The 23,904-nt window shown below is 60.9% G+C and carries 19 protein-coding genes; 2 read left to right on the top strand and 17 right to left on the bottom strand.

The genetic code is table 11. From position 1 onward, the window contains the following. Positions 1 to 197: 197 nt before the first annotated feature. From ACIP8I_RS22080 to dksA, 16 genes are all read right to left on the bottom strand, one after another. Complete coding sequence (locus ACIP8I_RS22080) at positions 198 to 494, bottom strand: DUF2845 domain-containing protein (RefSeq protein WP_400763942.1); 297 nt, start codon at positions 492 to 494, stop codon at positions 198 to 200. Continuing rightward, positions 494 to 3,442 carry a DUF748 domain-containing protein gene (locus ACIP8I_RS22075; protein WP_400763940.1) on the bottom strand — a complete coding sequence of 983 codons (2,949 nt, stop codon included), beginning with the start codon at positions 3,440 to 3,442 and terminating at the stop codon, positions 494 to 496. Before ACIP8I_RS22075 ends, ACIP8I_RS22080 begins: the two co-directional genes overlap by 1 nt. 220 nt (positions 3,443 to 3,662) lie before the next feature. Beyond that, positions 3,663 to 4,679 carry a class I SAM-dependent rRNA methyltransferase gene (locus ACIP8I_RS22070; RefSeq protein ID WP_123588148.1) on the bottom strand — a complete coding sequence of 339 codons (1,017 nt, stop codon included), beginning with the start codon at positions 4,677 to 4,679 and terminating at the stop codon, positions 3,663 to 3,665. 183 nt (positions 4,680 to 4,862) lie between these two features. After that, the gene (locus ACIP8I_RS22065; protein WP_400763937.1) at positions 4,863 to 5,735 is read right to left on the bottom strand and encodes an oxygenase MpaB family protein; all 873 of its coding nucleotides are present in this window, start codon (positions 5,733 to 5,735) and stop codon (positions 4,863 to 4,865) included. Positions 5,736 to 5,786: 51 nt separating this feature from the next. Continuing rightward, the gene (gene acs, locus ACIP8I_RS22060) at positions 5,787 to 7,724 is read right to left on the bottom strand and encodes an acetate--CoA ligase (protein ID WP_400763935.1); all 1,938 of its coding nucleotides are present in this window, start codon (positions 7,722 to 7,724) and stop codon (positions 5,787 to 5,789) included. A gap of 265 nt (positions 7,725 to 7,989) precedes the next feature. Further along, the gene (gene pgi, locus ACIP8I_RS22055) at positions 7,990 to 9,654 is read right to left on the bottom strand and encodes a glucose-6-phosphate isomerase (protein WP_027614102.1); all 1,665 of its coding nucleotides are present in this window, start codon (positions 9,652 to 9,654) and stop codon (positions 7,990 to 7,992) included. 230 nt (positions 9,655 to 9,884) lie between these two features. Then, the gene (panD, locus tag ACIP8I_RS22050) at positions 9,885 to 10,265 is read right to left on the bottom strand and encodes an aspartate 1-decarboxylase (RefSeq protein WP_003228271.1); all 381 of its coding nucleotides are present in this window, start codon (positions 10,263 to 10,265) and stop codon (positions 9,885 to 9,887) included. A gap of 150 nt (positions 10,266 to 10,415) precedes the next feature. Beyond that, positions 10,416 to 11,276 (bottom strand): pantoate--beta-alanine ligase, encoded by an 861-nt coding sequence (panC, locus tag ACIP8I_RS22045; RefSeq protein ID WP_400763932.1) that lies wholly within the window; start codon positions 11,274 to 11,276, stop codon positions 10,416 to 10,418. Beyond that, the gene (panB, locus tag ACIP8I_RS22040; protein WP_400763930.1) at positions 11,273 to 12,073 is read right to left on the bottom strand and encodes a 3-methyl-2-oxobutanoate hydroxymethyltransferase; all 801 of its coding nucleotides are present in this window, start codon (positions 12,071 to 12,073) and stop codon (positions 11,273 to 11,275) included. The genes panC and panB overlap by 4 nt, the downstream gene beginning before the upstream one ends. Positions 12,074 to 12,474: 401 nt before the next feature. Beyond that, positions 12,475 to 12,960 (bottom strand): 2-amino-4-hydroxy-6-hydroxymethyldihydropteridine diphosphokinase, encoded by a 486-nt coding sequence (folK, locus tag ACIP8I_RS22035; RefSeq protein WP_400763927.1) that lies wholly within the window; start codon positions 12,958 to 12,960, stop codon positions 12,475 to 12,477. Positions 12,961 to 12,963: 3 nt separating this feature from the next. Further along, on the bottom strand, positions 12,964 to 14,364 hold the full coding sequence (locus tag ACIP8I_RS22030; RefSeq protein ID WP_007963895.1) for a polynucleotide adenylyltransferase PcnB: 1,401 nt from the start codon (positions 14,362 to 14,364) through the stop codon (positions 12,964 to 12,966). A 733-nt stretch (positions 14,365 to 15,097) separates the two neighbouring features. Further along, a complete protein-coding gene (locus tag ACIP8I_RS22025) occupies positions 15,098 to 16,534 on the bottom strand; it encodes a sigma-54-dependent transcriptional regulator (RefSeq protein ID WP_400763924.1) in 1,437 nt (478 codons plus the stop codon). Positions 16,535 to 16,556: 22 nt separating this feature from the next. After that, complete coding sequence (locus tag ACIP8I_RS22020) at positions 16,557 to 19,511, bottom strand: sensor histidine kinase (RefSeq protein ID WP_007963899.1); 2,955 nt, start codon at positions 19,509 to 19,511, stop codon at positions 16,557 to 16,559. After that, entirely contained in the window at positions 19,495 to 19,671 is a 177-nt protein-coding gene (locus ACIP8I_RS22015) for a hypothetical protein (protein WP_003176118.1), read from the bottom strand. The genes ACIP8I_RS22020 and ACIP8I_RS22015 overlap by 17 nt, the downstream gene beginning before the upstream one ends. Before the next feature lie 77 nt (positions 19,672 to 19,748). Then, entirely contained in the window at positions 19,749 to 20,645 is an 897-nt protein-coding gene (gene gluQRS / locus ACIP8I_RS22010; protein ID WP_400763921.1) for a tRNA glutamyl-Q(34) synthetase GluQRS, read from the bottom strand. A gap of 197 nt (positions 20,646 to 20,842) precedes the next feature. Next, the gene (gene dksA / locus ACIP8I_RS22005) at positions 20,843 to 21,286 is read right to left on the bottom strand and encodes an RNA polymerase-binding protein DksA (protein WP_003228250.1); all 444 of its coding nucleotides are present in this window, start codon (positions 21,284 to 21,286) and stop codon (positions 20,843 to 20,845) included. A 334-nt stretch (positions 21,287 to 21,620) separates the two neighbouring features. On the opposite strand from dksA, the gene ACIP8I_RS22000 reads away from it, so the two are divergent. Next, complete coding sequence (locus ACIP8I_RS22000) at positions 21,621 to 22,793, top strand: pyridoxal phosphate-dependent aminotransferase (RefSeq protein ID WP_134787345.1); 1,173 nt, start codon at positions 21,621 to 21,623, stop codon at positions 22,791 to 22,793. Beyond that, positions 22,793 to 23,506: a DNA/RNA nuclease SfsA gene (gene sfsA, locus ACIP8I_RS21995; RefSeq protein ID WP_400763918.1), complete on the top strand. Its 714-nt coding sequence runs from the start codon at positions 22,793 to 22,795 to the stop codon at positions 23,504 to 23,506. The genes ACIP8I_RS22000 and sfsA overlap by 1 nt, the downstream gene beginning before the upstream one ends. On the opposite strand, the gene ACIP8I_RS21990 is transcribed toward sfsA, so the two are convergent. Continuing rightward, complete coding sequence (locus tag ACIP8I_RS21990) at positions 23,503 to 23,820, bottom strand: Rieske (2Fe-2S) protein (RefSeq protein ID WP_400763916.1); 318 nt, start codon at positions 23,818 to 23,820, stop codon at positions 23,503 to 23,505. The genes sfsA and ACIP8I_RS21990 overlap by 4 nt on opposite strands. Between the last annotated feature and the right edge of the window lie 84 nt (positions 23,821 to 23,904).

The following is a 23,904-nucleotide window of genomic DNA, read 5'->3' as shown; positions in this document are numbered from 1 at the left end:
CTTTAGAGTTCATGCGAACGGTCACACGGATGTGACCATTACAGGCCCCGGCACTTGTGTCGGGGCTTGTTCTATTTCAGGGGCACCACAAAACAATTGTAGGAGTGAGCCTGCTCGCGATAGCCGTGTGTCAGATGGAGAAATCTGCTGACTGACACACCGCTATCGCGAGCAGGCTCACTCCTACAGGGGGGGAATTAACTACCGCGTTTGCTGTTGATCTGCCGCAGGCGATTGCCTTCAAAGCGCAGATATTGGTACATGCCGTTGCTCGGGCCGTAGGTCCATTCCTCGACTGGAAACTCTTCGCGACGGTTGGCGCTGCGCTTGTAGCCGAGGACGTCGCGGCTGACCGGTTCGCCGCACTTCTGCAGCACTTCGCTGGCGCGGTCGCCGAGACTGACCAGTTGGCTGCCGCAGCGCAGCGTGTCGGAGGCCAGCGCGGGGCTGGCGGCGAGCAGCAGTGTCAGCGCAACCCGCCATTTGTGGTTCATCATTCGGCGTCCAGGTGCATTTGCGTCACGACCCGGCCATCGCTCTCGGCTTCGCCCAGATTGGCATCGATGAAGTACACCCGGTCATCCGCCAACTGGCCTTTGTCGACCAGATAGTCCTTGATGCTGCTGGCGCGTTCCTGACCCAACTGCCGCAGCAGCACATCGCTGGAACTCCAGAACTTGATCACGCCATCACGCATTTTCGCCGTGCGTTCTTCCTTGCCCAGATCTTTCCATTCGGCCGGTGGCTGAGTTTTCAGACGGGTGCGGTAGATGCCTTCGAGCAACGGGCCTTTCTCGCTGTCCGGCACTTGCAGCAGTGAGGCCTGGGCCGGCACCTTGTCGCCCCGGCGCTGGAGCATCTTGTAGTAGTTGTACTGGTATTCGCGCTCCAGACGCTGCTCGGCAATCAACGGGCCGTCGCTGCTCTGTGCGGCAGTGCCTTCGATTTCCAGGCGCAGGGCCGGACGTTCCTTGAGGGCCTTGGACAGTTTGTCCAGCGCCGACTCGGCGTCCTTGCTCAGGTCGCTCGAGCCCGCAGCAAAGGACACGGTACCGAGGTCCTCGGAGCCGCCACCGTTGATCAGCCCGCCAATCATCTTGAACGGAGCGGCGGCGGCCTTGACGATCAGGTTGCGCAGGGTCTGCCAGACAATCGGCATCACGCTGAACTGCGGGTTGTTGAGGTCGCCGGTCACCGGCAGCTCGATGGAGATCTTGCCATCGACGTCCTTGAGCAGGGCAATCGCCAGTTTCAACGGCAAGCTCACGGCATCCGGGCTGTCGACTTTCTCGCCGAGTTGCAACTGCTCGACCACCACTTTGTTTTCAGCCTTCAACTGGCCCTTGGTGATCAGGTAATGCAGGTCGAGGTTGAGCCGGCCCTTGCGGATGCGGTAACCGGCGAACTTGCCGGAATACGGGGTCAGAGTAGTCAGCTCGACGCGTTTGAAACTGGTGGCGATGTCGAGGCTGGCCATCGGGTCGAACGGGTTGACCGCACCTTTGATGGTCACCGGTGCATAGCGATCGACCTTGCCCTTGATGTCGACGCTGGCCGGTTTCGCCTGACGACTGTCGATGGTGCCGATCTGGCCGTTGAGCTGCTGAACTGCTGTGGCGAAATTCGGCGTCAGGCTGAAGTCGGCAAAGTTCGCCGAGCCATCGTTGATCGCAATCGCGCCGATGTGAATGCCCAGTGGTTTGTCCTTGCTGGCAGGCTTCGCCGCGGTGGTTTTCGGACCATTGTCGGCAGGCTGCGGGATGAGCAGGTCGTCGATGTTGGTGGTGCGGTCATCGTTGATCATGAAGCGCGCATACGGCTGGAACAGGTTGACCTTGTCGATCGACAGGCTGTCACCGTGTTGATAGTTGATGCCTTCAACCACCACCTGCTGCCACTTGAGGAAGTCGCGGGTTTTCAGGGTGTCGAGGGTGTGCAGTTGATCGATCTGCGCGCGTCCGGTCACGCCGAGTGCCAGGGGGGCGGTGCTCTTGAGGTTGACCTTGAGGTCACTGCCGAGCATGCCGCTGCGCAGTTCCAGGCGAATGAACGGATTGATGTAGGACTGCGCGACACGCAGGTCAATGTCCTGGGTCTTCACGTTGAGCTGGGCGGTAACCGGTGCGAGGCTGACCACGCCGTCGGCGTTGATCTTGCCTTGTTTGCCCAGACCGCTGTCGAGCCTGACCTTGAAAGGCGAACCGTTGAGGCTGTCGAAATCCTGCAGGTCGATATTCAGCGGGGTGACATCCAGTGCCACGGGTGGGTTGGCCGAGCGGTCGGCGAGATGCACGGTGTAGTTGCGTAGCTGTACGTCTTTGAGCAGCACTTGCCAGGGCTTGCTCGGCGCCGCCGGTTCTTTCGGCGAGTCGGCGGCGGCCGGAGTGGTCTTGGGTTCGGCGGCGGCCTTGGCGGCAGGTTTTGATGGCTGACTGGCGAACAGTTTCTGCCAGTCGAGCTGGCCGTCGGCTTCGAGCGCGGCCCAGGTTTCCAGTTTGTTGCTGCGGATCTTGCCGACCACCACTTGCTGTTTGGCCAGGTCCAGCGAAGTCTCGCTGACGTCGAGGCGTTCAAGTTTTGCCAGCGGGCGGCCGTCCGGCGCCTTGATCGCGAACGGCGCGACACTCACTGCGATGTTGTTCAGCAGCAGCTCGGTTTCTTTCGACAGATTGAGTTTGTATTCGGTGCTGAGATTGATCACACCGTCTTCGAGCACCAGCGGCACGGCGTCACGCACGTAGGGCCAGAACGACTTCATCTTGCCGTCGGTGACTTTCAGTGTGCCTTCGGAGGTGAACGGGATCAGGCTGAAGTTGCCCTTCCAGTCGATCTGCCCACCGGCCGGGCCGGCAGCCACCAGGGTCATGTCGGCATTGTCTTCGGGCAGGGTGCTGAGGTTTTTCAGCTCGAAATCGAGCTTGTCGTAGAGAAACTCGATGGGCTCGCTCGGCCGGGCGTCCTGGAAATGCACGTTGCCGCCGGCCAGTTGAATGCGGTCGATGCGCAGCGGGAACGGCTTGGCATTCGGATCGGCCGGGGTCGGTTCGCTGGCGGGAATCTTGAACAGGCCCAGCAGATTGAGCTGGCCGTCTTTGGCGAAGAGGATTTCGGTCTTGGGCTTGTCCAGCTCGATATCAGCCAGGTGCAGCGCCTTGGTCCACAGGCTGTCGAGTTGCAGATTGGCGTACAGCCGCTCGAAGCCGACTTGCTCCTTGCCCGGTTCACCGACGACCAGCCCCCACAGGGTAACTTCAAGGCTGAACGGATTGAGTTCGATGCGCTGGATATGCGCAGGCACCGTGGCATAGTTCGCCAGTTGCTGGTTGGCGATACGCAGGGCGATGCCCGGCAAAATCAGAAACCCCAGCAGGCTGTAGAGGGCCAGAGCAGTCAACAAGGCGCCAATCGCGCGAATCAATCCTTTGGGCATGTGCGGCTTCATCTGTCTGAATCGGAGTGCCTTGGAGTATGGCACGCGATTCTGGTTCCGAAGTACATCGTGGGGGGCAGGATTGTTCAGATTGTTCTGTAGGACCAAGACACTGTGGGAGCGAGCTTGCTCGCGAAAGCGCTGGATCAGTCGAGAAATATGCTGACTGACACGCCGCCTTCGCGAGCAAGCTCGCTCCCACATTGGATGGTTGCCAGTCCCGCAGGGGGGGTTACAACTGCAGGATCAGGGTTTTCAGCGGTGGCTGTTGATCCAGCGACGGGAAGTCCGCGCCCGGGGTCATTACGCTCCATTCGCGCACCGGTCGCCCGGCCTTCTCGGCACAACGCAGTACCTGTTCACGCCAGTCGTCCATGCTGACTTTTGCCAGGTTGTTGCAGCAGATCAGCACGCCGTTGTCGGCGGTGGTCAGCAGCGCCGGTTTGAGCAGGCTCTGATAGTCGCGCAACAGGTCGACGGTGCCGAATGCACTCTTGGCCCAGGCCGGCGGGTCAAGCAGCACCAGATCGTATTGGCGCTGTTCGAGGCGCTGGTAGCTCGGCAGTTTCTGCCCGCGCCGCTGGCTGATCGGCAGCCCGGCGAGCTGACGGATTGCCGGGAAATAATCGGACTGGATGAATTGCATCTCGGGCAATTGCGGGTTGAGCAGGCCGTTTTCTCGGCCGACTGCCAGATTGCCTTCGGCGAAATCGAGGTTACACACCTCGCGCGCGCCACCGGCAGCGGCACTCAGGCCGACGCCACAAGTGTAGGCAAAGAGGTTGAGCACACTTTTGCCCTTGGCGTGATCCTTGACCCAGCCGCGAGTATTGCGCAGGTCGAGGAACAGCAGCGGATCCTGCCCGGCATGCCGCCCGCGCACGCGATAGTTCAGGCCCCATTCGTGGCCGACCAGATCCGCCAGCGCGGCGTCATCGGCTTTGTAGACGCTGTCTTCGCGATCGATGCGCGAGTTGCCCCGGGAGCGGTCGTTGTAGACCAGCAGGGTGTCAAAGCCCAGCGTCTGATTGACCATGGCGTGCAGTTGCAGCAGGTCGTCACGCTCCAGCGTCTGATGAAAACTTTGCACCAGCAATTGTGGGCCATAGCGGTCGACGGTCAGACCACCGGCGCCTTCCTGGCTGCCATGGAACAGCCGATAGCAATCGGTGCCCTGGCTGTGCAGCTCAGCGAGCAGGTCCTGGCGTTTATCGAGGGCGGCGCGCAGCGCCTGATTCAAGGAAGACATGCGTGCGCCTTGCTGGTGAGAATTGAGGCGCGGGAGTTTAGCAGTTACCGATGCCCTGAGACATCGCGCAGTCTGTGGCGAGGGAGCTTGCTCCCGCTGGGTTGCGCAGCGACCCTCGGAAGGTTGCGAGCGCTTCGCACTCGAGCGGGAGCAAGCTCCCTCGCCACGGGTTTTGTGTATGGATCAGGTGAGCAAGCCCATCCGCCGCTTGGCCCGTTGCACCGAACCGTTGCGCATCGCCCAGCGCAGCATCGGCGCACTGCGTTTGACGCTGGCGCGGATCAGCTGGCGCTGCAGCGGGTTCTGGCGGACACCGAACATGTCGCTGGCCCAATCCGGCAGCAGATCGATGCCGGCCTTCATCATCAGGTCGCCAAACGGACGGGCCAGCACGCTCGGTGCCGGGGCGTCGAGCAGCAGGCGCAGGACTTCGCGGCTGCGCCCATCACAGAGCAACTGCGGGCGCATGCGTTGCAGATAATCGGCCACGGCCCGTCGCGATTTCGGCACCTCCCGCGCACCCAGGCGCTCGGCGACCACGGCGATTTCCGCGTAGTAACGATCCTGATCCGCCGCCGACAATTGCGGATTGCGGTAACGCAGATGCGCCGCAAGAAAGTGACTGACCTCGGCTACATGCACCCAGGTCAGCAGGTCCGGATCGCTGGCCGCATACGGCCGGCCATCCGGCGCAGTGCCGACCACTTGCAGGTGAATGGTGCGCACTTTGTCGATCAGCCATTCGGCGTCGCGGCGCGAGCCAAACGTGGTGCCGGAGACAAACTGGCTGGTGCGACGCAGACGGCCGAGCATGTCCTGACGAAAATTCGAATGATCCCAGACCCCGGCCAGCGCCAGCGGATGCAGGGCTTGCAGCAACAACGCGCTGATGCCGCCGATCAGCATGCTGCTGAAGTCGCCGTGCACTTGCCAACTGATCGAGTCGGGGCCGAACAGCCCGGGATCGCCCTTGGGGTTTTCCAGGTCGAGTTGACCGAGGGACAGACCGGTCAGGCTCATGAGTTGGTTTTCGATACGGCTGCGGATGAATTCCATGACAACTCATTGGTGATGAACGGGCGCGGCCGGTTGACCGCGCCACGGACGTTACTGATTCAGGCGCTTGTCGATCAGGCCCTGAACCACGCTCGGGTCGGCCAGGGTCGAGGTGTCGCCGAGGCTGTCGAGTTCGTTGCAGGCGATCTTGCGCAGGATCCGCCGCATGATCTTGCCTGAACGGGTTTTCGGCAAGGCCGGCGCCCATTGGATCAGGTCCGGTTTGGCGAAGCTGCCGATTTCCTTGCTGACGTGGGCCAGCAGTTCTTTCTTCAGCTCATCGTTCGGCTCGACGCCGTTCATGGGGGTGACGAAGGCATAGATGCCCTGGCCTTTGACGTCGTGCGGGTAGCCGACCACGGCCGCTTCGGCGATGCTGTCGTGCAGCACCAGCGCGCTTTCCACTTCGGCGGTGCCGATGCGGTGGCCGGAAACGTTGATCACGTCGTCGATGCGTCCGGTGATCCAGTAGTCGCCGTCCTCGTCGCGGCGTGCGCCGTCGCCGGTGAAGTAATAGCCGGGGTAGGGTTTGAAATAGGTGTCGACCATCCGTTGCGGGTCGCCGTAGACGCTGCGGATCTGCGCCGGCCAACTCGACTTGATCGCCAGCACGCCGCTGCCGGCGCCTTTGATTTCCTTGCCGTGTTCATCGAGCAGCACCGGTTGCACGCCGAACATCGGTTGCGTGGCGCAGCCCGGTTTGATCCGTTGCGCGCTGACCAACGGGCTGAGCATGATGCCGCCGGTTTCGGTCTGCCACCAAGTATCGACAATCGGGCAGCGCTGCTCGCCGACCACGTTGAAATACCATTCCCACGCCTCCGGGTTGATCGGCTCACCGACACTGCCGAGCAATCTGAGGCTCGCACGCGAAGTTTCCTGCAACGGCCCGGCACCTTCGCGCATCAACGCGCGCAGGGCGGTCGGTGCGGTGTAGAAAATGTTGACCTGGTGTTTGTCGATCACCTGCCAAAAGCGCGAAGTGCTCGGATAACTTGGCACGCCTTCGAAGATCAGCGTGGTTGCGCCGTTGGCCAGCGGGCCGTAAACGATGTAGCTGTGGCCGGTGACCCAGCCGACGTCGGCGGTGCACCAGAACACTTCGCCGTCGCGATAATCGAGTACGTACTTGAAGGTCATCGCTGCTTGCAGCAGGTAGCCACCAGTGGTGTGCAGCACGCCCTTGGGTTTGCCGGTGCTGCCGGAGGTGTAAAGGATGAACAGCGGATCCTCGGCGTCCATCGGCTCCGGCGGACAATCGTCGCTGACGTCACGCACGGCCTGGTGATACCAGAGGTCGCGGCCCTCGACCCAATCGACCTGGCCTTGGCTGCGTTCGACTACCACGACGGTGCTGACGTCCGGGCAACTTTGCAGGGCCTTGTCGACGTTGTGTTTGAGCGGGACGAATTTGCCGCCGCGCACGCCTTCATCGGCGGTGATCACCGTGCGGCAGTCGGCGTCGAGAATGCGGTCGCGCAAGGAGTCCGGGGAGAAGCCGCCGAACACTACCGAGTGAATCGCGCCGATCCGCGCGCAGGCGAGCATGGCGTAGGCTGCCTCGGGAATCATCGGCATGTAGATGCACACCCGGTCGCCTTTTTTCACCCCACGGCTTTTCAACACATTGGCCAGGCGGCAGACGTGATGGTGAAGTTTTTTGTAAGTGATCTGTGCCGATTCGGCCGGGTCGTCGCCTTCCCAGAGAATCGCGGTCTGCTCACCGCGCTGGGCGAGGTGGCGGTCGATGCAGTTGTAACTGACGTTCAGTTGGCCGCCGGTAAACCAGGACGCTTCACCGGTTTTCAGGTCGTAGCGCTGGACGGTCTGCCACGGGGTGCTCCAGTCGAGGAAGCGCGTGGCCTGTTCGGCCCAGAAGGTGCTGGGGTGTTCAATCGATTCGCGGTACAGGCGCTTATAGTCGTCCTGACTCAACTGCGCAGCCCGGCGGACGGCATCGGCTTTGGGGAACGTGCTGATATCGAACATGACGGTTCCTTATTCTTGTTGTGCGAAGAATAAAGATGCGCCGAGAGGGCCAAGGGTTCAAGTCGCATCAGGTATCTGATGGCTGGTATTGAATTCAGGTGTACGCAAAACAACTGTAGGAGTGAGCCTGCTCGCGATAGCGGTGTGTCAGTCAACATCAATGCTTAAAGACATACCGCTATCGCGAGCAGGCTCACTCCTACAAGGGAATTTGCTTGCCCACAGGATTCTGGTTGATCCAAATCCTGTGGGTTTTGCTTTCAAATCACCCGCGGTGACGACCGCGGAAGTAGTTGATCAGGCCCTGGGTGGAGGCATCGTCAGCAACGGTTTCATCGCTGCCGACCAGACGGTTGTAAACGCCCTTGCCCAATTCCTTGCCCAGTTCCACGCCCCACTGGTCGAAGGCGTTGATGCCCCAGACCACGCTCTGCACGAACACTTTGTGCTCGTACATGGCGACCAGCGCGCCGAGACGCCGCGGGCTGATGCGCTCGACCACGATGGTGTTGCTCGGACGGTTGCCCGGGATCACCTTGTGCGGTGCGAGTTTGTGCACCTGCTCTTCGCTCATGCCTTTTTCGCGCAGTTCGGCTTCGGCTTCCGGCAGGGTCTTGCCGAGCATCAGCGCCTGGCTCTGCGACAGGCAGTTGGCGTACAGCCACTGATGGTGGTCGGAGACCGGGTTGAAGCTGACGATCGGCACGATGAAATCGGCCGGGATCAGTTGGGTGCCCTGGTGCAGCAACTGATGATAGGCGTGCTGACCGTTGCAGCCGACGCCGCCCCAGATCACCGGGCCAGTATCAGTCGACACCGAGGTGCCGTCCTGGCGCACGCTCTTGCCGTTGGATTCCATGTCCAGCTGTTGCAAGTGCTTGGTGATGTTACGCAGGTAGTGGTCGTACGGCAGGATCGCGTGGCTCTGTGCGCCCCAGAAGTTGCCGTACCACACGCCGAGCAGGGCCAGCAGCACCGGCATGTTCTGTTCGAACGGTGCGCTCTGGAAATGCTGGTCCATGGTGTAGGCACCGGACAGCAGTTCCTTGAAGTTGGACATGCCGATGGCCAGGGCAATCGGCAGACCGATGGCCGACCACAGCGAGTAACGACCGCCGACCCAGTCCCACATCGGGAAGATGTTTTCTTCACGGATGCCGAACGCGACGGCCGCAGCGTTGTTGCTCGATACCGCGATGAAGTGGCGATACAGCTCGGCTTCCGAACCACCCTGAGCCAGATACCAGGCGCGGGCAGCCTGAGCGTTCTTCAGGGTTTCGAGGGTGTTGAAGGATTTCGACGAAACGATGAACAGGGTGGTTTCGGCGCGCAGCTTTTGTGTCAGTTCGTGGAACTCACTGCCGTCGATGTTCGCCAGGTAATGGCAACGCACGCCTTTCTGCGCGTAGGACAACAGCGCTTCGGAGACCAGCTCCGGGCCGAGGAACGAGCCACCGATGCCGATGTTGACCACGTCAGTGATCGGCTTCTCGGTGTAGCCGCGCCACAGGCCGTCGTGGATGCGGCCGACCAGATCGGTGATCTGGTTCAGCACCTTGTGCACTTCCGGCATCACGTTGACACCGTTGACCGACAGCTTGTCGCCCACCGGACGGCGCAGGGCAGTGTGCAGTGCCGGGCGGCCTTCGGAGGCGTTGACGATTTCGCCGTCGAACAGCGCTTTGATCGCGCCTTTCAGATCGACTTCATTGGCCAGACCCACCAGCAGGTTGCGGGTCTCGGCGTTGATCAGGTTCTTCGAATAATCGAGAAACAGGCCGCAGCTGCTGAGCGTGAATTGATTGAAGCGCTGCGGATCGGCGTTGAAGGCTTCGCGCATGCTGAAATCCTGCATGGCTTGGCGGTGATCTTTCAACGCTTGCCAGGCAGGCAGAGCGGTAACGTCATGAGGTGTGCGGTAGTACGCCATCGCTGCGGTTTTCCTTTTTACTTGAACGGCCTTTTGAACACAGAACAGACCGATACGCCATGTTTGGGCGAGGGTCAAATGCGTCGACACGATTTTTCAACGCAGGGCGAATACAGTAAACCTCGCGCTGCGATCTGTCTTGACTTCTTCTGACCTGTTCCCTGTACTTTTTTAACATCAATACCGGAAACGGGCCGACCAACGGAAGGGGAGTGACGCGTCGAAGCGGCTCAGGCCACCTGAACCGGAATGGCGTTGCTGGTGTGGCTGAGCTCATTGCCCGGCGCCATGTACAGCATGCGCGGCTTGAAATTGAGCAGTTCCGCTTCGCTGTAATGGGCGTAGGCGCAAATGATCACGCGGTCGCCGACCTTGGCTTTATGCGCGGCTGCGCCATTGACCGAAATCATCCGCGAACCTTCTTCGCCACGAATCGCGTAGGTGGTGAAGCGCTCGCCATTGTCGACGTTATAGATCTGGATCTGCTCGTACTCACGGATGCCGGACAAGTCCAGCCACTCGCCATCGATGGCGCAGGAACCTTCGTAATCGAGGACCGCGTGAGTGACTTCGGCGCGGTGCAGCTTGGCCTTGAGCATGATGGCGTGCATGAGGGATTTCCCGGGTTGGAAGCAAACGGCGGGCAGTGTGCCCGAAGGCTTTGGGGGCGGCAATACAACGCAAAAGATCGCAGCCTGCGGCAGCTCCTACATGGACTCATGTGTAGGAGCTGCCGCAGGCTGCGATCTTTTGATCTTGCTTTAAACGGGGCTATCGAGGTTCAGGTGCAGGTTGTCGATCAACCGCGTGGTGCCGAGGAACGCCGCCACCAGAATCACCAGATCGCGGTCTTCTGCCGTCGCCGGACGCAAGGTCAGGGCATGCCGGATTTCCAGGTAATCCGGACGCAGGCCGGCGGCTTCCAGCTGTTGCACTTGGGCGGCGATCAGCGCCGGGTAGTCGCGCTCACCTTGCTTGATCGACTCGGCAATCGTGCTCAGGGTGTGATAGACCACCGGGGCGACCGCACGTTGATCTTCGCTGAGGAAGCCATTACGCGACGACAGCGCCAGGCCGTCGGCCGCACGCACGGTCGGTTCGCCGATGATCTGGATCGGCATGTTCAGGTCATGCACCAGCGCGCGGATCACCGCCAGTTGCTGGAAATCCTTCTGGCCGAAGATCGCCAGATCCGGCTGAACCATGTTGAACAGCTTGCTGACCACCGTTGCCACACCTTCGAAGTGCCCCGGACGGCTGGCGCCACAGAGGCCTTCAGACAGTTGCGGCACGCTGACCCGGGTCTGCCCGGCCATGCCGTCGGGGTACATCTCTTCGACGGTCGGAGCGAACAGCAAATGACAGCCGGCTTGCAGCAGTTTTTCCTGATCTGCCGCCAGGGTGCGCGGGTACTTGTCGAGGTCTTCGCCGGCGCCGAACTGCAGCGGGTTGACGAAAATGCTCGCGACCACGAAATCCACGCGCTGAGTGGCTTTGGTGATCAGCGCGATATGGCCGCTGTGCAGGTTGCCCATGGTCGGCACGAAGCCGATGCGCTTGCCTTCACTGCGGGCGCGGGCCACGGCGGCGCGCAATTCGCGTACGGTTTTGACAGTGTTCATGCAGAGAATCCGTGTTCGATCCCAGGGAAAGTAACGCCTTTGACTTCGTTGACGTAGGCCTTCAGTGCGGACTGGATGCTGTCCTGACCCTGCATGAAGTTCTTGACGAATTTCGGCACGCGGCCGGTGATCGACAGGCCGAGCATGTCGTGCAACACCAGTACCTGACCATCGGTCTCGCTACCGGCGCCGATGCCGATGACCGGAATCTTCACGGCCTGGCTGATTTCCGCCGCCAGTTCGCTCGGCACGCATTCGAGCAGCAGCATGGCGGCGCCAGCCTGCTCCAGCGAGATCGCGTCGGCACGCATCTGCCGCGCCTGGTTCTCGTTGCGGCCCTGCACTTTATAGCCGCCAAGAATGTTCACGGCTTGTGGGGTCAGGCCCATGTGTGCGCAGACCGGCACACCACGTTCGGCCAGCAGGCGGATCGACTCCGCCAGCCACAGCGCACCTTCGACCTTGATCATGTGTGCGCCGGCCTGCATCAACGTGGCGCTGTTGGTCAGGGTTTGCTCGATCGTGGCGTTGGCCATGAACGGCAGGTCGGCCAGGATCAGGGCGTCGGTGTTGCCGCGTTTGACGCACGCGGTGTGATAGGCCATTTCTGCGGTGGTCACCGGCAAGGTGCTGTCGTGCCCTTGCAGAACCATGCCGAGGGAGTCGCCCACCAGCAGCACTTCGACACCGGCCTCGTTGCAGGCGTGGGCGAAGGTCGCGTCATAGCAGGTCAGCATGGTGATCTTTTCACCTTTCTGCTTGAGGCTCTGGAGCGTGGTCAGGGTGATGGCTGGCATGTAAAAAATCCTCGTTCAGGCGCTCTGGAAACTACTGCGAGTAACGCGCGTGATTCTTCGTCTACTCAGGCGCACGCTCTTTTGTCGTGCTTATAAGGCCTGGATTGCGCCCGTATGTGCCGGGTTGGCGGCAGCGGGACGCCTATAGTCGTGAGGAGAACCTAGGAAGTCAATTGCGTGTGTTACCGCATTGTTACGAGGGGAGTGTTACCGGCGTTACTGATGCGATTCAGCGGTGCGGCGGGGCTGATTGGCGGTTTTTTTGTCCGACAAAAATAGCAATGCTGCACGCTCTCTGTGTAGGAGCTGCCGAAGGCTGCGATCTTTTGATCTTGCTCTTGATTCTAAAAAACCAAGGTCAAAAGATCGCAGCCTTCGGCAGCTCCTACAGGGGATTTTTGTCAGGCTTGGGGAAGGCGTTCGAGGCCGACGAACGGGCAGGCGGCGAGCAGGTCGGGCAGGCTGCGGCCATCGGCGAGACGCAAATCCTGCGGGGCCAGTTCGGCCAGAGGATAGAGCACGAACGCACGTTCCTGAATCTGGTAGTGCGGGACTTTCAGACGCGGTACGTCGATCAGGCGGTCACCGAACAACAGGATGTCCAGATCGAGCGTGCGCGGGCCCCAGCGTTCGAGGCGTTCGCGGCCCTGATCGTTCTCGATGGCTTGCAGCGCATTGAGCAAGTCCAGCGGCGCGAGCTCGCTGTCGAGGGCAGCAACTGCGTTGGTGTAACGCGGTTGCCCCGGCAGCAGCGAGTCGCTTTGATAGAACGCCGAAACGCCGGCGAGGGCGGTTTGCGGCAATTGCTCCAGCGCGTCGAGCGCGCTGCGCAATTGTTCGGCCGGGTCAGCGAGGTTGCTGCCCAGGCCGATATAGATGCGCTCCATGTCTTATTCGCCCGATGCGCTCGGTGCCCCGGCGCGCTTGCGCTTGGAGCCGCTGCTGCGGCGACGTTTGCGCGGTGCGCCACTGGCGTCATCACCCTTGCCGCTGAGTTCGCGAATCATCTCGCGACGCTCGCTGTCGTTGGCGTCCTGATAGTCCGTCCACCACTCGCCCAGACCGTCGGTCTGCTCACCAGCGCTTTCACGCAGCAGCAGGAAGTCGTAGCCGGCGCGGAAGCGTGGATTGTCCAGCAGCAGGTCGGCGCGTTTGCCGCTGCGGCGTGGCAGGCGTTCCTGCATGTCCCAGATCTCGCGGATCGGCATGGTGAAACGCTTCGGAATGGCGATGCGCTGGCACTGTTCGGCGATCAACTCGTGTGCACCTTCCTGCATGGCCGGAATTGGCGGCATGCCACGTTCCTGCAGACGCAGTACGCGCGCCGGCAGGGCAGGCCACAGCAGCGCGGCAAACAGGAACGCCGGGGTTACCGGTTTGTTCTGCTTGATGCGCAGGTCGGTGTTGGTCAGCGCTTCGCTGATCAACGTGTGGGTGTATTCCGGGTTGTGTTCGAGTGCGTCGGCACTGGCCGGGAACAGCGGGGCGAACAGTTGCAGATCGACCAGCATCTCGAAAGTGATCGCGCCGTGGCCGGAGAGGAACAGCTTGAGCACTTCCTCGAACAGACGGGCCGACGGGATCTCGCGCAGCATCGGCGCCAGTTCGCGGATCGGCTGCACGGTGTGCTTCTCGATGCCGAAATTCAGCTTGGCGGCGAAACGCACGGCCCGCAGCATGCGCACCGGGTCTTCCTGGTAGCGCTGCTTCGGATCGCCGATCAGGCGGATCAGGTGATTGCGGATGTCGTGCACGCCGTTGGCGTAATCGAGAATGCGCTCGCTGACCGGATCGTAATACAAGGCGTTGATGGTGAAGTCGCGGCGTTGCGCGTCTTCTTCCAGAGTGCCGTAGACGTTGTCACGCAGAATCCGCCCGCTCTCGTTACGCGAAGACTGGTTGCTGTCTTCGTCGTCTTCATTGACCGGGTGATTGGCGCGGAAGGTCGCGACTTCAATGATTTCGCGACCGAAATGGATATGCACCAGTTTGAAGCGGCGCCCGATGATCCGCGCATTGCGGAATTCGGCCCGGACTTGCTCGGGGGTGGCGCTGGTGGCGACGTCGAAATCCTTGGGCGTGATGCCCAGGAGCATGTCACGCACGCAACCACCGACCAGATAGGCCTGGTAGCCGGCGCCCTGCAAGCGTTCGACGATATTCACCGCATAGCGGCTGAATTGCCCCTTCTGCAGCGAATGTTGGCCGCTGTTGAGCACTTCAGGGGTGCTGCGGATGTGTTGCGTACGACGCACGGGAGTTCGGAATGACTGGAACAGCTTCTTCAGCATGGGATGCACTGTTTGAAGGAATGTTCGGCCATACCAAAGAATGACCGCATGATGGGCGCAGATTCTAGCATTTAGTCGGGGGATGGTGTAGGACGCAGCAGATTTGCGCTGTAAGCCGCAAGCTGCAAGGGTCGAGGAGGGTAAAACAGCAGGATTTTCCGAACGGGAGAAACTACAAGGGGAGCCGAAGCTCCCCCAGAAGTAGTTGCGTGCTCTTTTTATTATTGATTCGGGCTTCTTGTTTTTGTTGAGTGCCCTCGCCATGAAGCTTTTCCTTCATGACCCTCCCAATCGGGAGCCAAGAGCAAACGGATTGCTTTGGTCGCTGTGTTGCAGTGATCTTGCGATCCAACCAGTACAGGCTCTGTCTTAGGACAGTTTTTGTTGTTCTCGGCCTGGTCGTGGGGCTAGCCCCAAATACAACGCCTCTCCAAAAGAATCAGTTAGCTGCGCCTCTCGCCGTCTTGTTTTTATTGTGCGTGAGTCGATTCGTCTTATTTTTATTGTCTTGTGCATTGCTTGTTATTGTTCTTGTACCAAATATATAGCAGGTGCCGTGCCAACTTTTGCGAAGCCCAATAAAACAAGGGGTTAGGTCGTTATAACCGTTTTCTCGGGGCGAAAAAAAGCCGGGGTTTCGTTACCGATAACCCCGGCTTCTGTTACGTGAAAGGACTGAGGTAACAGTTTTTTCACGTCTTCAAGCGTTACCCGCGCACTCGACAGGTAACGTTCAGCTCTCGCTGGTCACCCCGGTCTTGCGCCGTGGAATGCCCAGGCGCTGACGGCGTTCCCACAGGCACTTGCGGCTGACGCCCAGTTTGCGCGCCAGTTCGGTTTCGGTCATGTGGTCCTGATGCTCGAGAACGAAGTGCTGGAAGTAGTCTTCCAGCGACAGGTCTTCCGTCGGCTCATGGCTGCTGTTGCTCGCGTTACCCGGCGTTTGTGGCGGCAGACCGATGAACTCGTCGTCTTCCAGGTCGCTCAGCTCGATGTCGATGCCCAGCAAATCGGCAGAGATTTCCGGGCTTTCGCTCAGGATCACTGCGCGCTCGACCGCGTTTTCCAGCTCGCGCACGTTACCCGGCCAGGAATAATGCCGGATGGCCTGTTCGGCATCGGCGGCAAATTTCAGGTCGGTACGGTTGATGCGCGCACTTTGACGGGCGAGAAACGCGGTGGCGATTTCGTTGACGTCGGCGCCACGTTCGCGCAACGCCGGCAGTTTCAGGGCAATCACGTGCAGTCGGTAATACAAGTCTTCACGGAACTGGCCGATTTTCGCCAGGCTCTTGAGGTCGCGGTGGGTCGCGGCGATCAACCGCACATCGACCTTTTGCGACTGCACCGAACCCACGCGGCGAATCTCGCCTTCCTGCAGCACGCGCAGCAGACGGGCCTGGGCTTCCAACGGCAGTTCGCCGATTTCGTCGAGGAACAGCGTGCCGCCGTCCGCCGCTTCCACCAGACCGGCGCGACCGGCGCTGGCGCCAGTGAACGCGCCTTTTTCGTGGCCGAACAGTTCGGACTCGATCAGGCTTTCCGGAATGGCGGCGCAGTTCACCGAAATCATCGGTGCCTTGGCGCGCTTGGACAGGTTGTGCAGGGCGCGGGCCACCAGCTCTTTACCGGTGCCGGACTCGCCCTGGATCAGGACATTGGAATCGGTCGGTGCGACTTTGCGGATCTTGCTGTACAGATCCTGCATCGGCGGGCACGAGCCAATGATGCCGATTTCGCCGTTGCTGTTGTCGACAGACGGTTTGCCGCTGCCATTGGCTGCTTTGCCGGCAGGCACTTCGCCGGCGGCAGGCGTCGACTGGTGATCACGCAGGATCCGCGCGACAGCCTGAAGCATTTCATCGTGATCGAAAGGCTTGGCGATGTAGTCCACCGCGCCCATCTTCATCGAGTCGACCGCCGAGCGCAGGCTGGCGTAGCTGGTCATGATCAGCACCGGTTTGCCCTGGCCAAGCTTGATCAGCTCGGTGCCGGGGGCGCCAGGCAGGCGCAGGTCGCTGACAATCAGATCGAATGTGGGAATACTGAAGCGTTCTTGTGCTTCCTGCACAGAACCGGCTTCGCTGACCTGATACTGGTTACGTTCCAGCAGGCGGCGCAAGGCGGAGCGGATAATGGTTTCGTCTTCGACGATCAAAATGTGCGGCATTGATTCGATACTCTCGACGGTCTCAGTTCACAGCGGACGTCGCTTCGACATGACGCGGTAAGGTCACCCGGATACGGGTGCCGCGCTGGCTTTGAACATCAGCCGGGCTGTCGATGGTGATTTGTCCATAATGCTCTTCAACGATGGAATAGACCAGTGCAAGGCCCAGACCGGTACCTTCACCCGGGTCCTTGGTGGTGAAGAAAGGTTCGAACAATCGGTCCATGATGTTCTGCGGAATACCACTGCCTTCGTCCTCGACGATCAGATCGACCGTGTGTTCGCCGGCTTCACTCTTGACTCGCACCGCACTGCCCGCAGGCGAGGCATCACGGGCGTTGGAGAGCAGATTGATCAGCACCTGGGCGAGGCGCTGCGGATCGCCTTCGACCCAGTGATCGGGGTCGCACAGGTTGTAGAACTGCACTTCGAAGTTGCGCCGGTTCAGCGCCAGCAGGCCGATGGCGTCCTGCGCGACTTCGGCCAGACAGACGGGCTCGTCGCTGTGCTGGTGGCTGCCGGCGTGGGCGAAGCTCATCAGCGACTGCACAATGCGCGACACGCGCTTGGTCTGTTCGAGAATCTGCCCGCTGATTTCCGTCAGCTCGCCATCTTCTTCGCGCTCTTCGCGCAGGTTCTGCGCCAGACACGCAATACCCGTGATCGGGTTGCCGATTTCATGAGCCACACCCGCCGCCAGCCGACCGATGCTCGCCAGACGCTCGGAGTGCACCAGTTTGTCTTCGAGCATCTGCGTTTCGGTCAGGTCTTCCACCAGCAGCACCAGGCCGCTGTTGCCCGGTGCCAACGGTTCATCGATCGCCGCTTTGTGCAGATTGAGCCAGCGGGTCTGGCCGTCGAGGGCCAGGTGCTGTTTGTGCAAATGTTCATCGGGCAGATTGATGAAGCCTTGCAGCAATTGCTTCCACGGATTGGCGATGGTGCTCAGGCGCGAGCCGACCACCCGTTGCGCGGCGATGCCGGTGAGTTCTTCCATGGCCTTGTTCCACATCAGAATCTCCTGGTCCTTGGCCAGCGAGCAGACGCCCATCGGCAATTCCTGCAAGGTCTGACGGTGGTAGCGGCGCAGGGCATCGAGTTCGGCGGCCAGCCCGGTGAGGCGCGAGTGGTAATCCTCGAGACGGCTTTCGATGAAGTGGATGTCTTCGGTGACGTAGTTTTCGCCACCGGCCTTGTACGGCAGGAAGGTTTCGACCATGTCCTGCGCCACGCTCGGGCCCATCAGGCCGGAGAGGTTGGCTTCAATGCGATCGCGTAGACGACGCAATGCATAAGGACGGCGTTCGTCGAACGGCAGATAGAGGTCGCGCAGGGCCTGCTCGACTTCTTTCTGCGCCGCCTTGGCGCCCAGCGGTTTGGCCAGTTGCGTGGCGAACTCCTGGGGCGAGGCCGCATGCAGTTCACGGCGTTGCGGGCGACGCACGTTATCCACCGCGCAGGCTTCGGCGGCGCTGGCTTCTTCAGGGCTGGCGTTGGTGAACAGCGAGATCAGGGTGAACATCAATACGTTGGCCGCCAGCGAGGCGATGGCCGCCATGTGCCAACTGGTGTCGTCCAGCACGTAAATCATGTTCAACAGGGGAATGTAGAAACCCTGCAGGTTGCCGACCAGCGGCAACAGCATGGTCACCACCCACACCAGAATCCCCGCCAGCAAGCCGGCGATAAAGCCGCGACGGTTGGCGGTCGGCCAGTACAGCACCGAGAGCACGCCGGGCAGGAATTGCAGGGTCGCGACGAAGGCGACGATGCCGAGGTTGGCCAGATCCTGTCCGGCGCCGAGCATCAGGTAAAAGCAGAAACCGGCCATGATGATCGCGACGATCAGCGCCCGGCGGGTCCACTTCAGCCAGCGATAGATGTTGCCTTCAGCCGGTGGCTGATAGAGCGGCAGCACCAAGTGGTTCAGCGCCATGCCCGACAGTGCCAGGGTGGTGACGATGATCAGGCCACTGGCGGCCGACAATCCACCGACGTACGCCAGCAAGGCCAGCGGTTTGCTGTTGGCGGCGATGCCGATGCCGAGTGTGAAATATTCCGGATCGGTGGTGGCGCCGAGCTTCAGGCCGGCCCAGAGAATCAGCGGCACCGCCAGGCTCATCAGCAACAGGAACAGCGGCAGGCCCCAACTGGCGCTGACCAGCGAGCGCGGGTTGAGGTTTTCGGTGAAGGTCATGTGATACATGTGCGGCATCACGATCGCCGAGGCGAAGAACACCAGCAACAGCGTGCGCCAGGGGCCTTCCTGCAGCGGCGTGTGCAGCGCGGCGAGGGCGGTCTGGTTCTGCAGTAGCCATAACTCCAGCTGTTGCGGGCCGTCGAACACGCCGTACAGCGCATAGAGGCCGACGCCGCCGAGGGCGATCAACTTGATCACCGACTCGAAGGCAATCGCGAACACCAGCCCTTCGTGTTTCTCGCGGGTGGCGATATGCCGGGAACCGAAGAAAATCGTGAACAGGATGATCAGCGCACAGAACGCCAGCGCGACGCGGCTCTGGATCGGCTCGCCGGTGAGGATGCCGATGGAGTCGGCCACCGCCTGAATCTGCAACGCCAGCAGCGGCAGTACGCCGATCAGCATGAAGATCGTGGTCAGCGCGCCGGCCCAGGTGCTGCGGAAGCGGAAGGCGAACAGGTCCGCCAGCGACGACAGTTGATAGGTGCGGGTGATTTTCAGGATCGGATACAGCAGCACCGGCGCCAGCAGAAATGCGCCGGACACCCCGAGGTAACTGGAGAGAAAGCCGTAACCATACTGATAGGCCAGGCCGACCGTGCCGTAAAACGCCCAGGCACTGGCATAGACCCCCAGCGACAGGGTGTAGGTCAGCGGGTGGCGAATGATCGCCCGCGGGATCATGCCCCGCTCACTGATCCAGGCAACGCCGAACAGCACCGCCAGGTACGCGGCGCTGATCAGGATCATCTGGGTCAGGCTAAAGCTCATCGGCATCTTTTTGGCTCTGCAGGATGAAGGTCACGACAATCAGGATCAACCAGAGCAGATACGGCCGATACCAGGCGCCCGTGGCGTCGATCCACCAATCCATGATGGCTGGCGAAAACAGATAGATTCCCACGACCAGAAGCAGGACCAAGCGATAGATGTACATCCCGGCCTCTCTTTTTTATGCGCGTGCCCGAAAACGTGCGGCGATGGTAACGGATGGGCGCGCCACTGCAAGTACCGTCATTGCAGTTGCGCTTCGGGCAGGCTCAGTGTGCGCGGGATCTTTGTCGCATCCCAGTGGGCTGCGCCCCATTTCAGCAATTCCTGCGGTGAGGCGTGGGCCAGTTCGGCGCCGGGGTTTTGGCCCAGCGCACGCAAGGCTCGCAACAGCAACGGTGTCGCTTGATCGGCCTCAAGTGGCGGCGAGCGGTAGGATTTGCCGAGTTTGTTGCCGTCCGGTTGCGTGATCAGCGGCAGGTGCAGGTAGCGCGGCTGACGCAAGCCCAACAATTCTTGCAGGTAGAGCTGGCGCGGGGTGGAGTCGAGCAGGTCGGCGCCGCGCACGATGTCGGTGATGCCCTGCCAGGCGTCATCCAGCACCACGGCCAGTTGATAGGCGTACAGGCCGTCGCGGCGACGAATCACGAAATCGCCGACATCACGCCCCAGGTGCTGGCGAAATTCGCCTTGCACGCGGTCGATGAAGTGGTATTCCAGCTCCGGCACGCGCAGGCGGATCGCCGCGTCTTGCTGCTCATGGCCGGCATTGCGGCACAAGCCCGGGTAAATGCCGTGATACGGCTCCAGCTGCTTGCGCGAACAGGTGCAGGCGTAGGCCAGGCCATGATTGAACAGACTGTTGAGGACTTCGGCGTAGGCGTCGTGCCGGTCACTCTGGCGCACCATCTCGCCATCCCATTCGAAACCGTAGCTTTCCAGCGCCTTGAGAATCGCCGCCTGCGCGCCGGGCTCTTCCCGGGGCGGATCGAGATCTTCCATGCGTACCAGCCAGCGTCCGCCGACCGCGCGCGCGTCGAGAAAAGAGGCGAGGGCGGCGACCAGCGAACCGAAGTGCAGGTGGCCACTGGGGGTCGGGGCGAATCGGCCGATGTAGGCGGGGGCGGTTTTGGCAGTCATGGAAACGAAGCTACTTTTCAGGCTATACGCAGGTCAACTTGTGGGAGCGAGCCTGGTCGCGAAAGCTTGGTGTCAGACGATTAAATGTTGAATGACACACCGCTTTCGCGAGCAGGCTCGCTCCCACAAGGGCAAAAAACAAAAGGCAGAAACAAAAACGGAGCGTTCGCACGCTCCGTTTTTCGTTCAGGTCGAGATTACTTGCCGACCTGTTTTTCCTTGATTTCCGCCAGGGTCTTGCAGTCGATGCACAGATCGGCGGTAGGACGGGCCTCGAGGCGCTTGACGCCGATCTCGATGCCGCAGGACTCGCACCAGCCGTACTCTTCGTCCTGGATCAGTTCGAGGGTCTTGTCGATCTTCTTGATCAACTTGCGCTCGCGGTCGCGGGCGCGCAGCTCGAGGGCGAATTCTTCTTCCTGGCTGGCACGGTCGGCCGGGTCAGGGAAGTTGGCCGCTTCGTCTTTCATGTGATCAACAGTACGGTCGACTTCCTGCATCAAGTCCTGTTTCCACTTGTTCAGGATCTTGGTGAAGTGCGCGCGCATGGGAGCGCCCATGTACTCTTCGCCAGCCTTCGGAACGTAAGGTTCGAAGCCGCTGATCGTCGCTTGCTGCTGTTGCTTTGCTTGGGTGGGCATGAAATGGACCGCCTCTACTCTTGTAATCCATTGCGCAGGATTGCTCCATCACCGACACCTGCCGGCCCTGCGGCTGCAAGCGGGCGAACTTACCAGATCAATTCGGCCCGCGCTACTCCCGGATGTCGAGGCCCCGGCGGGTGGCGCTTGCAGATGTTTGGCAAGCCGTGTCTGGCGCTGATGAAAGCCTGTTCAATCACTGATTTTAGTCAATCCTGGAGCGTACGCTCATATCGTTACAGTCCAGCGTTCTTGAGGCTGTGACCGCGACGGGTTCTCGCTCGTTCCGGCAGATGGGTAGAATCGTCTCTTTTTCCCCGTTGAAGGAAAACCAATGGCTCAGCCTTACAGTGCGCGCAGTCGTGCGATCGAACCGTTCCATGTAATGGCGCTGCTGGCGCGGGCCAACGAACTGCAGGCCGAAGGTCACGATGTGATCCACCTGGAAATCGGCGAGCCGGACTTCACCACGGCCGAGCCGATCATCCGTGCCGGGCAGGCTGCGCTGACGGCGGGCAAGACCCGCTACACCGCGGCGCGTGGTATTCCTGAACTGCGCGAGGCGATTTCCGGGTTCTATCAGACGCGTTATGGCCTGAACATCGATCCGCGACGGATCCTGATCACGCCGGGGGGCTCCGGTGCGCTGTTGCTGGCCAGCGCCTTGCTGGTCGATCCGGGCAAACACTGGCTGCTGGCGGATCCGGGCTACCCGTGCAACCGGCACTTCCTGCGACTGGTCGAAGGCGCGGCGCAACTGGTGCCGGTCGGGCCGGAGGTGCGTTACCAACTGACCCCGGATCTGGTGGCACGTCATTGGGATCACGACAGCGTTGGTGCGTTGGTGGCATCGCCAGCCAACCCCACCGGTACCATCCTGACCCGCGATGAACTGGCCGGGTTATCCACCGCGATCAAGGCGCGCCACGGGCATCTGGTGGTGGACGAGATCTACCACGGCCTGACTTACGGCACCGATGCCGCCAGCGTCCTGGAAGTCGATGACAGTGCCTTTGTCCTTAACAGTTTCTCCAAATATTTCGGCATGACCGGTTGGCGCCTCGGCTGGCTGGTGGCGCCGGATGCGGCGGTCAGTGAGCTGGAAAAACTCGCACAGAACCTCTACATCAGCGCCCCGAGCATGGCGCAGTACGCCGCTCTGGCCTGTTTCGAGCCGGACACCATCAGCATCCTCGAAGAGCGCCGCGCCGAATTTGGCCGCCGCCGCGACTTCCTACTGCCGGCGTTGCGCGAATTGGGTTTCAACATCGCCGTCGAGCCTGAAGGTGCGTTCTACTTGTATGCCGATATCAGCCAGTTCGGCGGTGATGCCTTCGCGTTCTGCCGACATTTCCTCGAAACCGAGCATGTTGCCTTTACTCCAGGGCTGGACTTCGGGCGTTATCAGGCCAGCCACCATGTGCGCTTTGCTTACACGCAAAACCTCCCTCGCTTACAGGAAGCAGTGGAACGTATTGCCCGTGGCTTGAAGAGTTGGCAAGGCTGATGCGCTTTTATCCGGCTCTGGAAGAGGCGCGGTTGATTCGCCGCTACAAACGTTTTCTGGCGGATGTTGAAACGGTCGATGGCGAGTTGTTGACCCTGCACTGCCCGAACACCGGCTCGATGCTCAACTGCCAGGTCGAAGGCGGGCAAGTGTGGTTCAGTCGCTCAAACGACCCGAAGCGCAAGCTGCCCGGCACTTGGGAAATCGGTGCAACGCCGCAGGGTCGGCTGTTCTGCGTGAACACTGGCCGCGCCAACGCCCTCGTTGAAGAGGCGCTGCAAGCCGGTGTCATCAGCGAGTTGAATGGCTTCACGGCGCTTAAACGCGAAGTGGCATACGGTCAGGAAAAAAGCCGTATCGATTTCCGCCTCGAATACCCGAGCGGGCCGGCTTATGTGGAAGTGAAGAGTGTCACTTTGGGATTCGACGGGACGAACGTCGCGGCGTTTCCCGACGCAGTTACCCAGCGCGGGGCCAAGCATCTGCGCGAACTGGCGCATCTGGCCCGTGACGGTATTCGTGCGGTGCAGTTGTATTGCGTCAATCTCAGCGGGATTGACGCGGTTCGACCGGCCGAAGAAATCGATTCGGCGTACGCGGATGCCCTGCGTGAAGCAGCGGCGTGCGGGGTCGAGGTGTTGGCCTACGGCGTGCGCTTGAACCACGAAGAGATGGTGATCGACCGGCGGCTGGACGTTTTGCTCAACGGTTAAACATCTATCCACAGCCCCTGCGCGTCTTCGCGGCAGGGAATGGCGGTCAGGGATTGCCCGGCGCAGGGCCCGGCGACGCACTCTCCATCCTCGATCAGAAACAGTGCGCCGTGGGTGGCGCACTGGATCAGGCTGTTGCTCGGGTCGAGAAACTGGTCGGGGTGCCATTCCAGGCCGACGCCGCGATGCGGGCAACGGTTGAAATAAACATAGGCTTGACCATTGCGGCGCACGGCAAACAGTTTATTGCCGTCGATGTCGAAACCGCGGCTGCCGGCCTCATTGAGATCGGCGCCGGCGCACAAAAACTTCATGGCTATCCTCAAATGTCAGCTCGTTTCAGGAAATGTCCGAGCTTGACGTTTAAATGCAAACAATTATCAAATGGCCGCCTTCGC

This window comes from Pseudomonas sp. NPDC088414 (assembly GCF_044753325.1).
In the GTDB taxonomy this organism is placed as follows: Bacteria; Pseudomonadota; Gammaproteobacteria; order Pseudomonadales; family Pseudomonadaceae; genus Aquipseudomonas.
Note: the sequence above shows the minus strand (reverse complement) of the source record. Positions and strands in the feature narration are given on the sequence as shown.

Excerpts from the sequence above, each read along its gene's own strand:
- sfsA (WP_400763918.1), top strand. The coding sequence starts at position 22,793 with ATGCGCTTTTATCCGGCTCTGGAAGAGGCGCGGTTGATTCGCCGCTAC.
- panB (WP_400763930.1), bottom strand. The coding sequence starts at position 12,073 with ATGCCAGCCATCACCCTGACCACGCTCCAGAGCCTCAAGCAGAAAGGT.
- ACIP8I_RS22080 (WP_400763942.1), bottom strand. The coding sequence starts at position 494 with ATGAACCACAAATGGCGGGTTGCGCTGACACTGCTGCTCGCCGCCAGC.
- ACIP8I_RS22065 (WP_400763937.1), bottom strand. The coding sequence starts at position 5,735 with ATGGAATTCATCCGCAGCCGTATCGAAAACCAACTCATGAGCCTGACC.
- gluQRS (WP_400763921.1), bottom strand. The coding sequence starts at position 20,645 with ATGACTGCCAAAACCGCCCCCGCCTACATCGGCCGATTCGCCCCGACC.
- panD (WP_003228271.1), bottom strand. The coding sequence starts at position 10,265 with ATGCACGCCATCATGCTCAAGGCCAAGCTGCACCGCGCCGAAGTCACT.
- dksA (WP_003228250.1), bottom strand. The coding sequence starts at position 21,286 with ATGCCCACCCAAGCAAAGCAACAGCAGCAAGCGACGATCAGCGGCTTC.
- ACIP8I_RS22025 (WP_400763924.1), bottom strand. The coding sequence starts at position 16,534 with ATGCCGCACATTTTGATCGTCGAAGACGAAACCATTATCCGCTCCGCC.
- acs (WP_400763935.1), bottom strand. The coding sequence starts at position 7,724 with ATGTTCGATATCAGCACGTTCCCCAAAGCCGATGCCGTCCGCCGGGCT.
- ACIP8I_RS22000 (WP_134787345.1), top strand. The coding sequence starts at position 21,621 with ATGGCTCAGCCTTACAGTGCGCGCAGTCGTGCGATCGAACCGTTCCAT.
- ACIP8I_RS22075 (WP_400763940.1), bottom strand. The coding sequence starts at position 3,442 with ATGAAGCCGCACATGCCCAAAGGATTGATTCGCGCGATTGGCGCCTTG.
- panC (WP_400763932.1), bottom strand. The coding sequence starts at position 11,276 with ATGAACACTGTCAAAACCGTACGCGAATTGCGCGCCGCCGTGGCCCGC.
- pgi (WP_027614102.1), bottom strand. The coding sequence starts at position 9,654 with ATGGCGTACTACCGCACACCTCATGACGTTACCGCTCTGCCTGCCTGG.
- folK (WP_400763927.1), bottom strand. The coding sequence starts at position 12,960 with ATGGAGCGCATCTATATCGGCCTGGGCAGCAACCTCGCTGACCCGGCC.
- ACIP8I_RS22070 (WP_123588148.1), bottom strand. The coding sequence starts at position 4,679 with ATGTCTTCCTTGAATCAGGCGCTGCGCGCCGCCCTCGATAAACGCCAG.
- ACIP8I_RS22030 (WP_007963895.1), bottom strand. The coding sequence starts at position 14,364 with ATGCTGAAGAAGCTGTTCCAGTCATTCCGAACTCCCGTGCGTCGTACG.
- ACIP8I_RS22015 (WP_003176118.1), bottom strand. The coding sequence starts at position 19,671 with ATGTACATCTATCGCTTGGTCCTGCTTCTGGTCGTGGGAATCTATCTG.
- ACIP8I_RS22020 (WP_007963899.1), bottom strand. The coding sequence starts at position 19,511 with ATGCCGATGAGCTTTAGCCTGACCCAGATGATCCTGATCAGCGCCGCG.
- ACIP8I_RS21990 (WP_400763916.1), bottom strand. The coding sequence starts at position 23,820 with ATGAAGTTTTTGTGCGCCGGCGCCGATCTCAATGAGGCCGGCAGCCGC.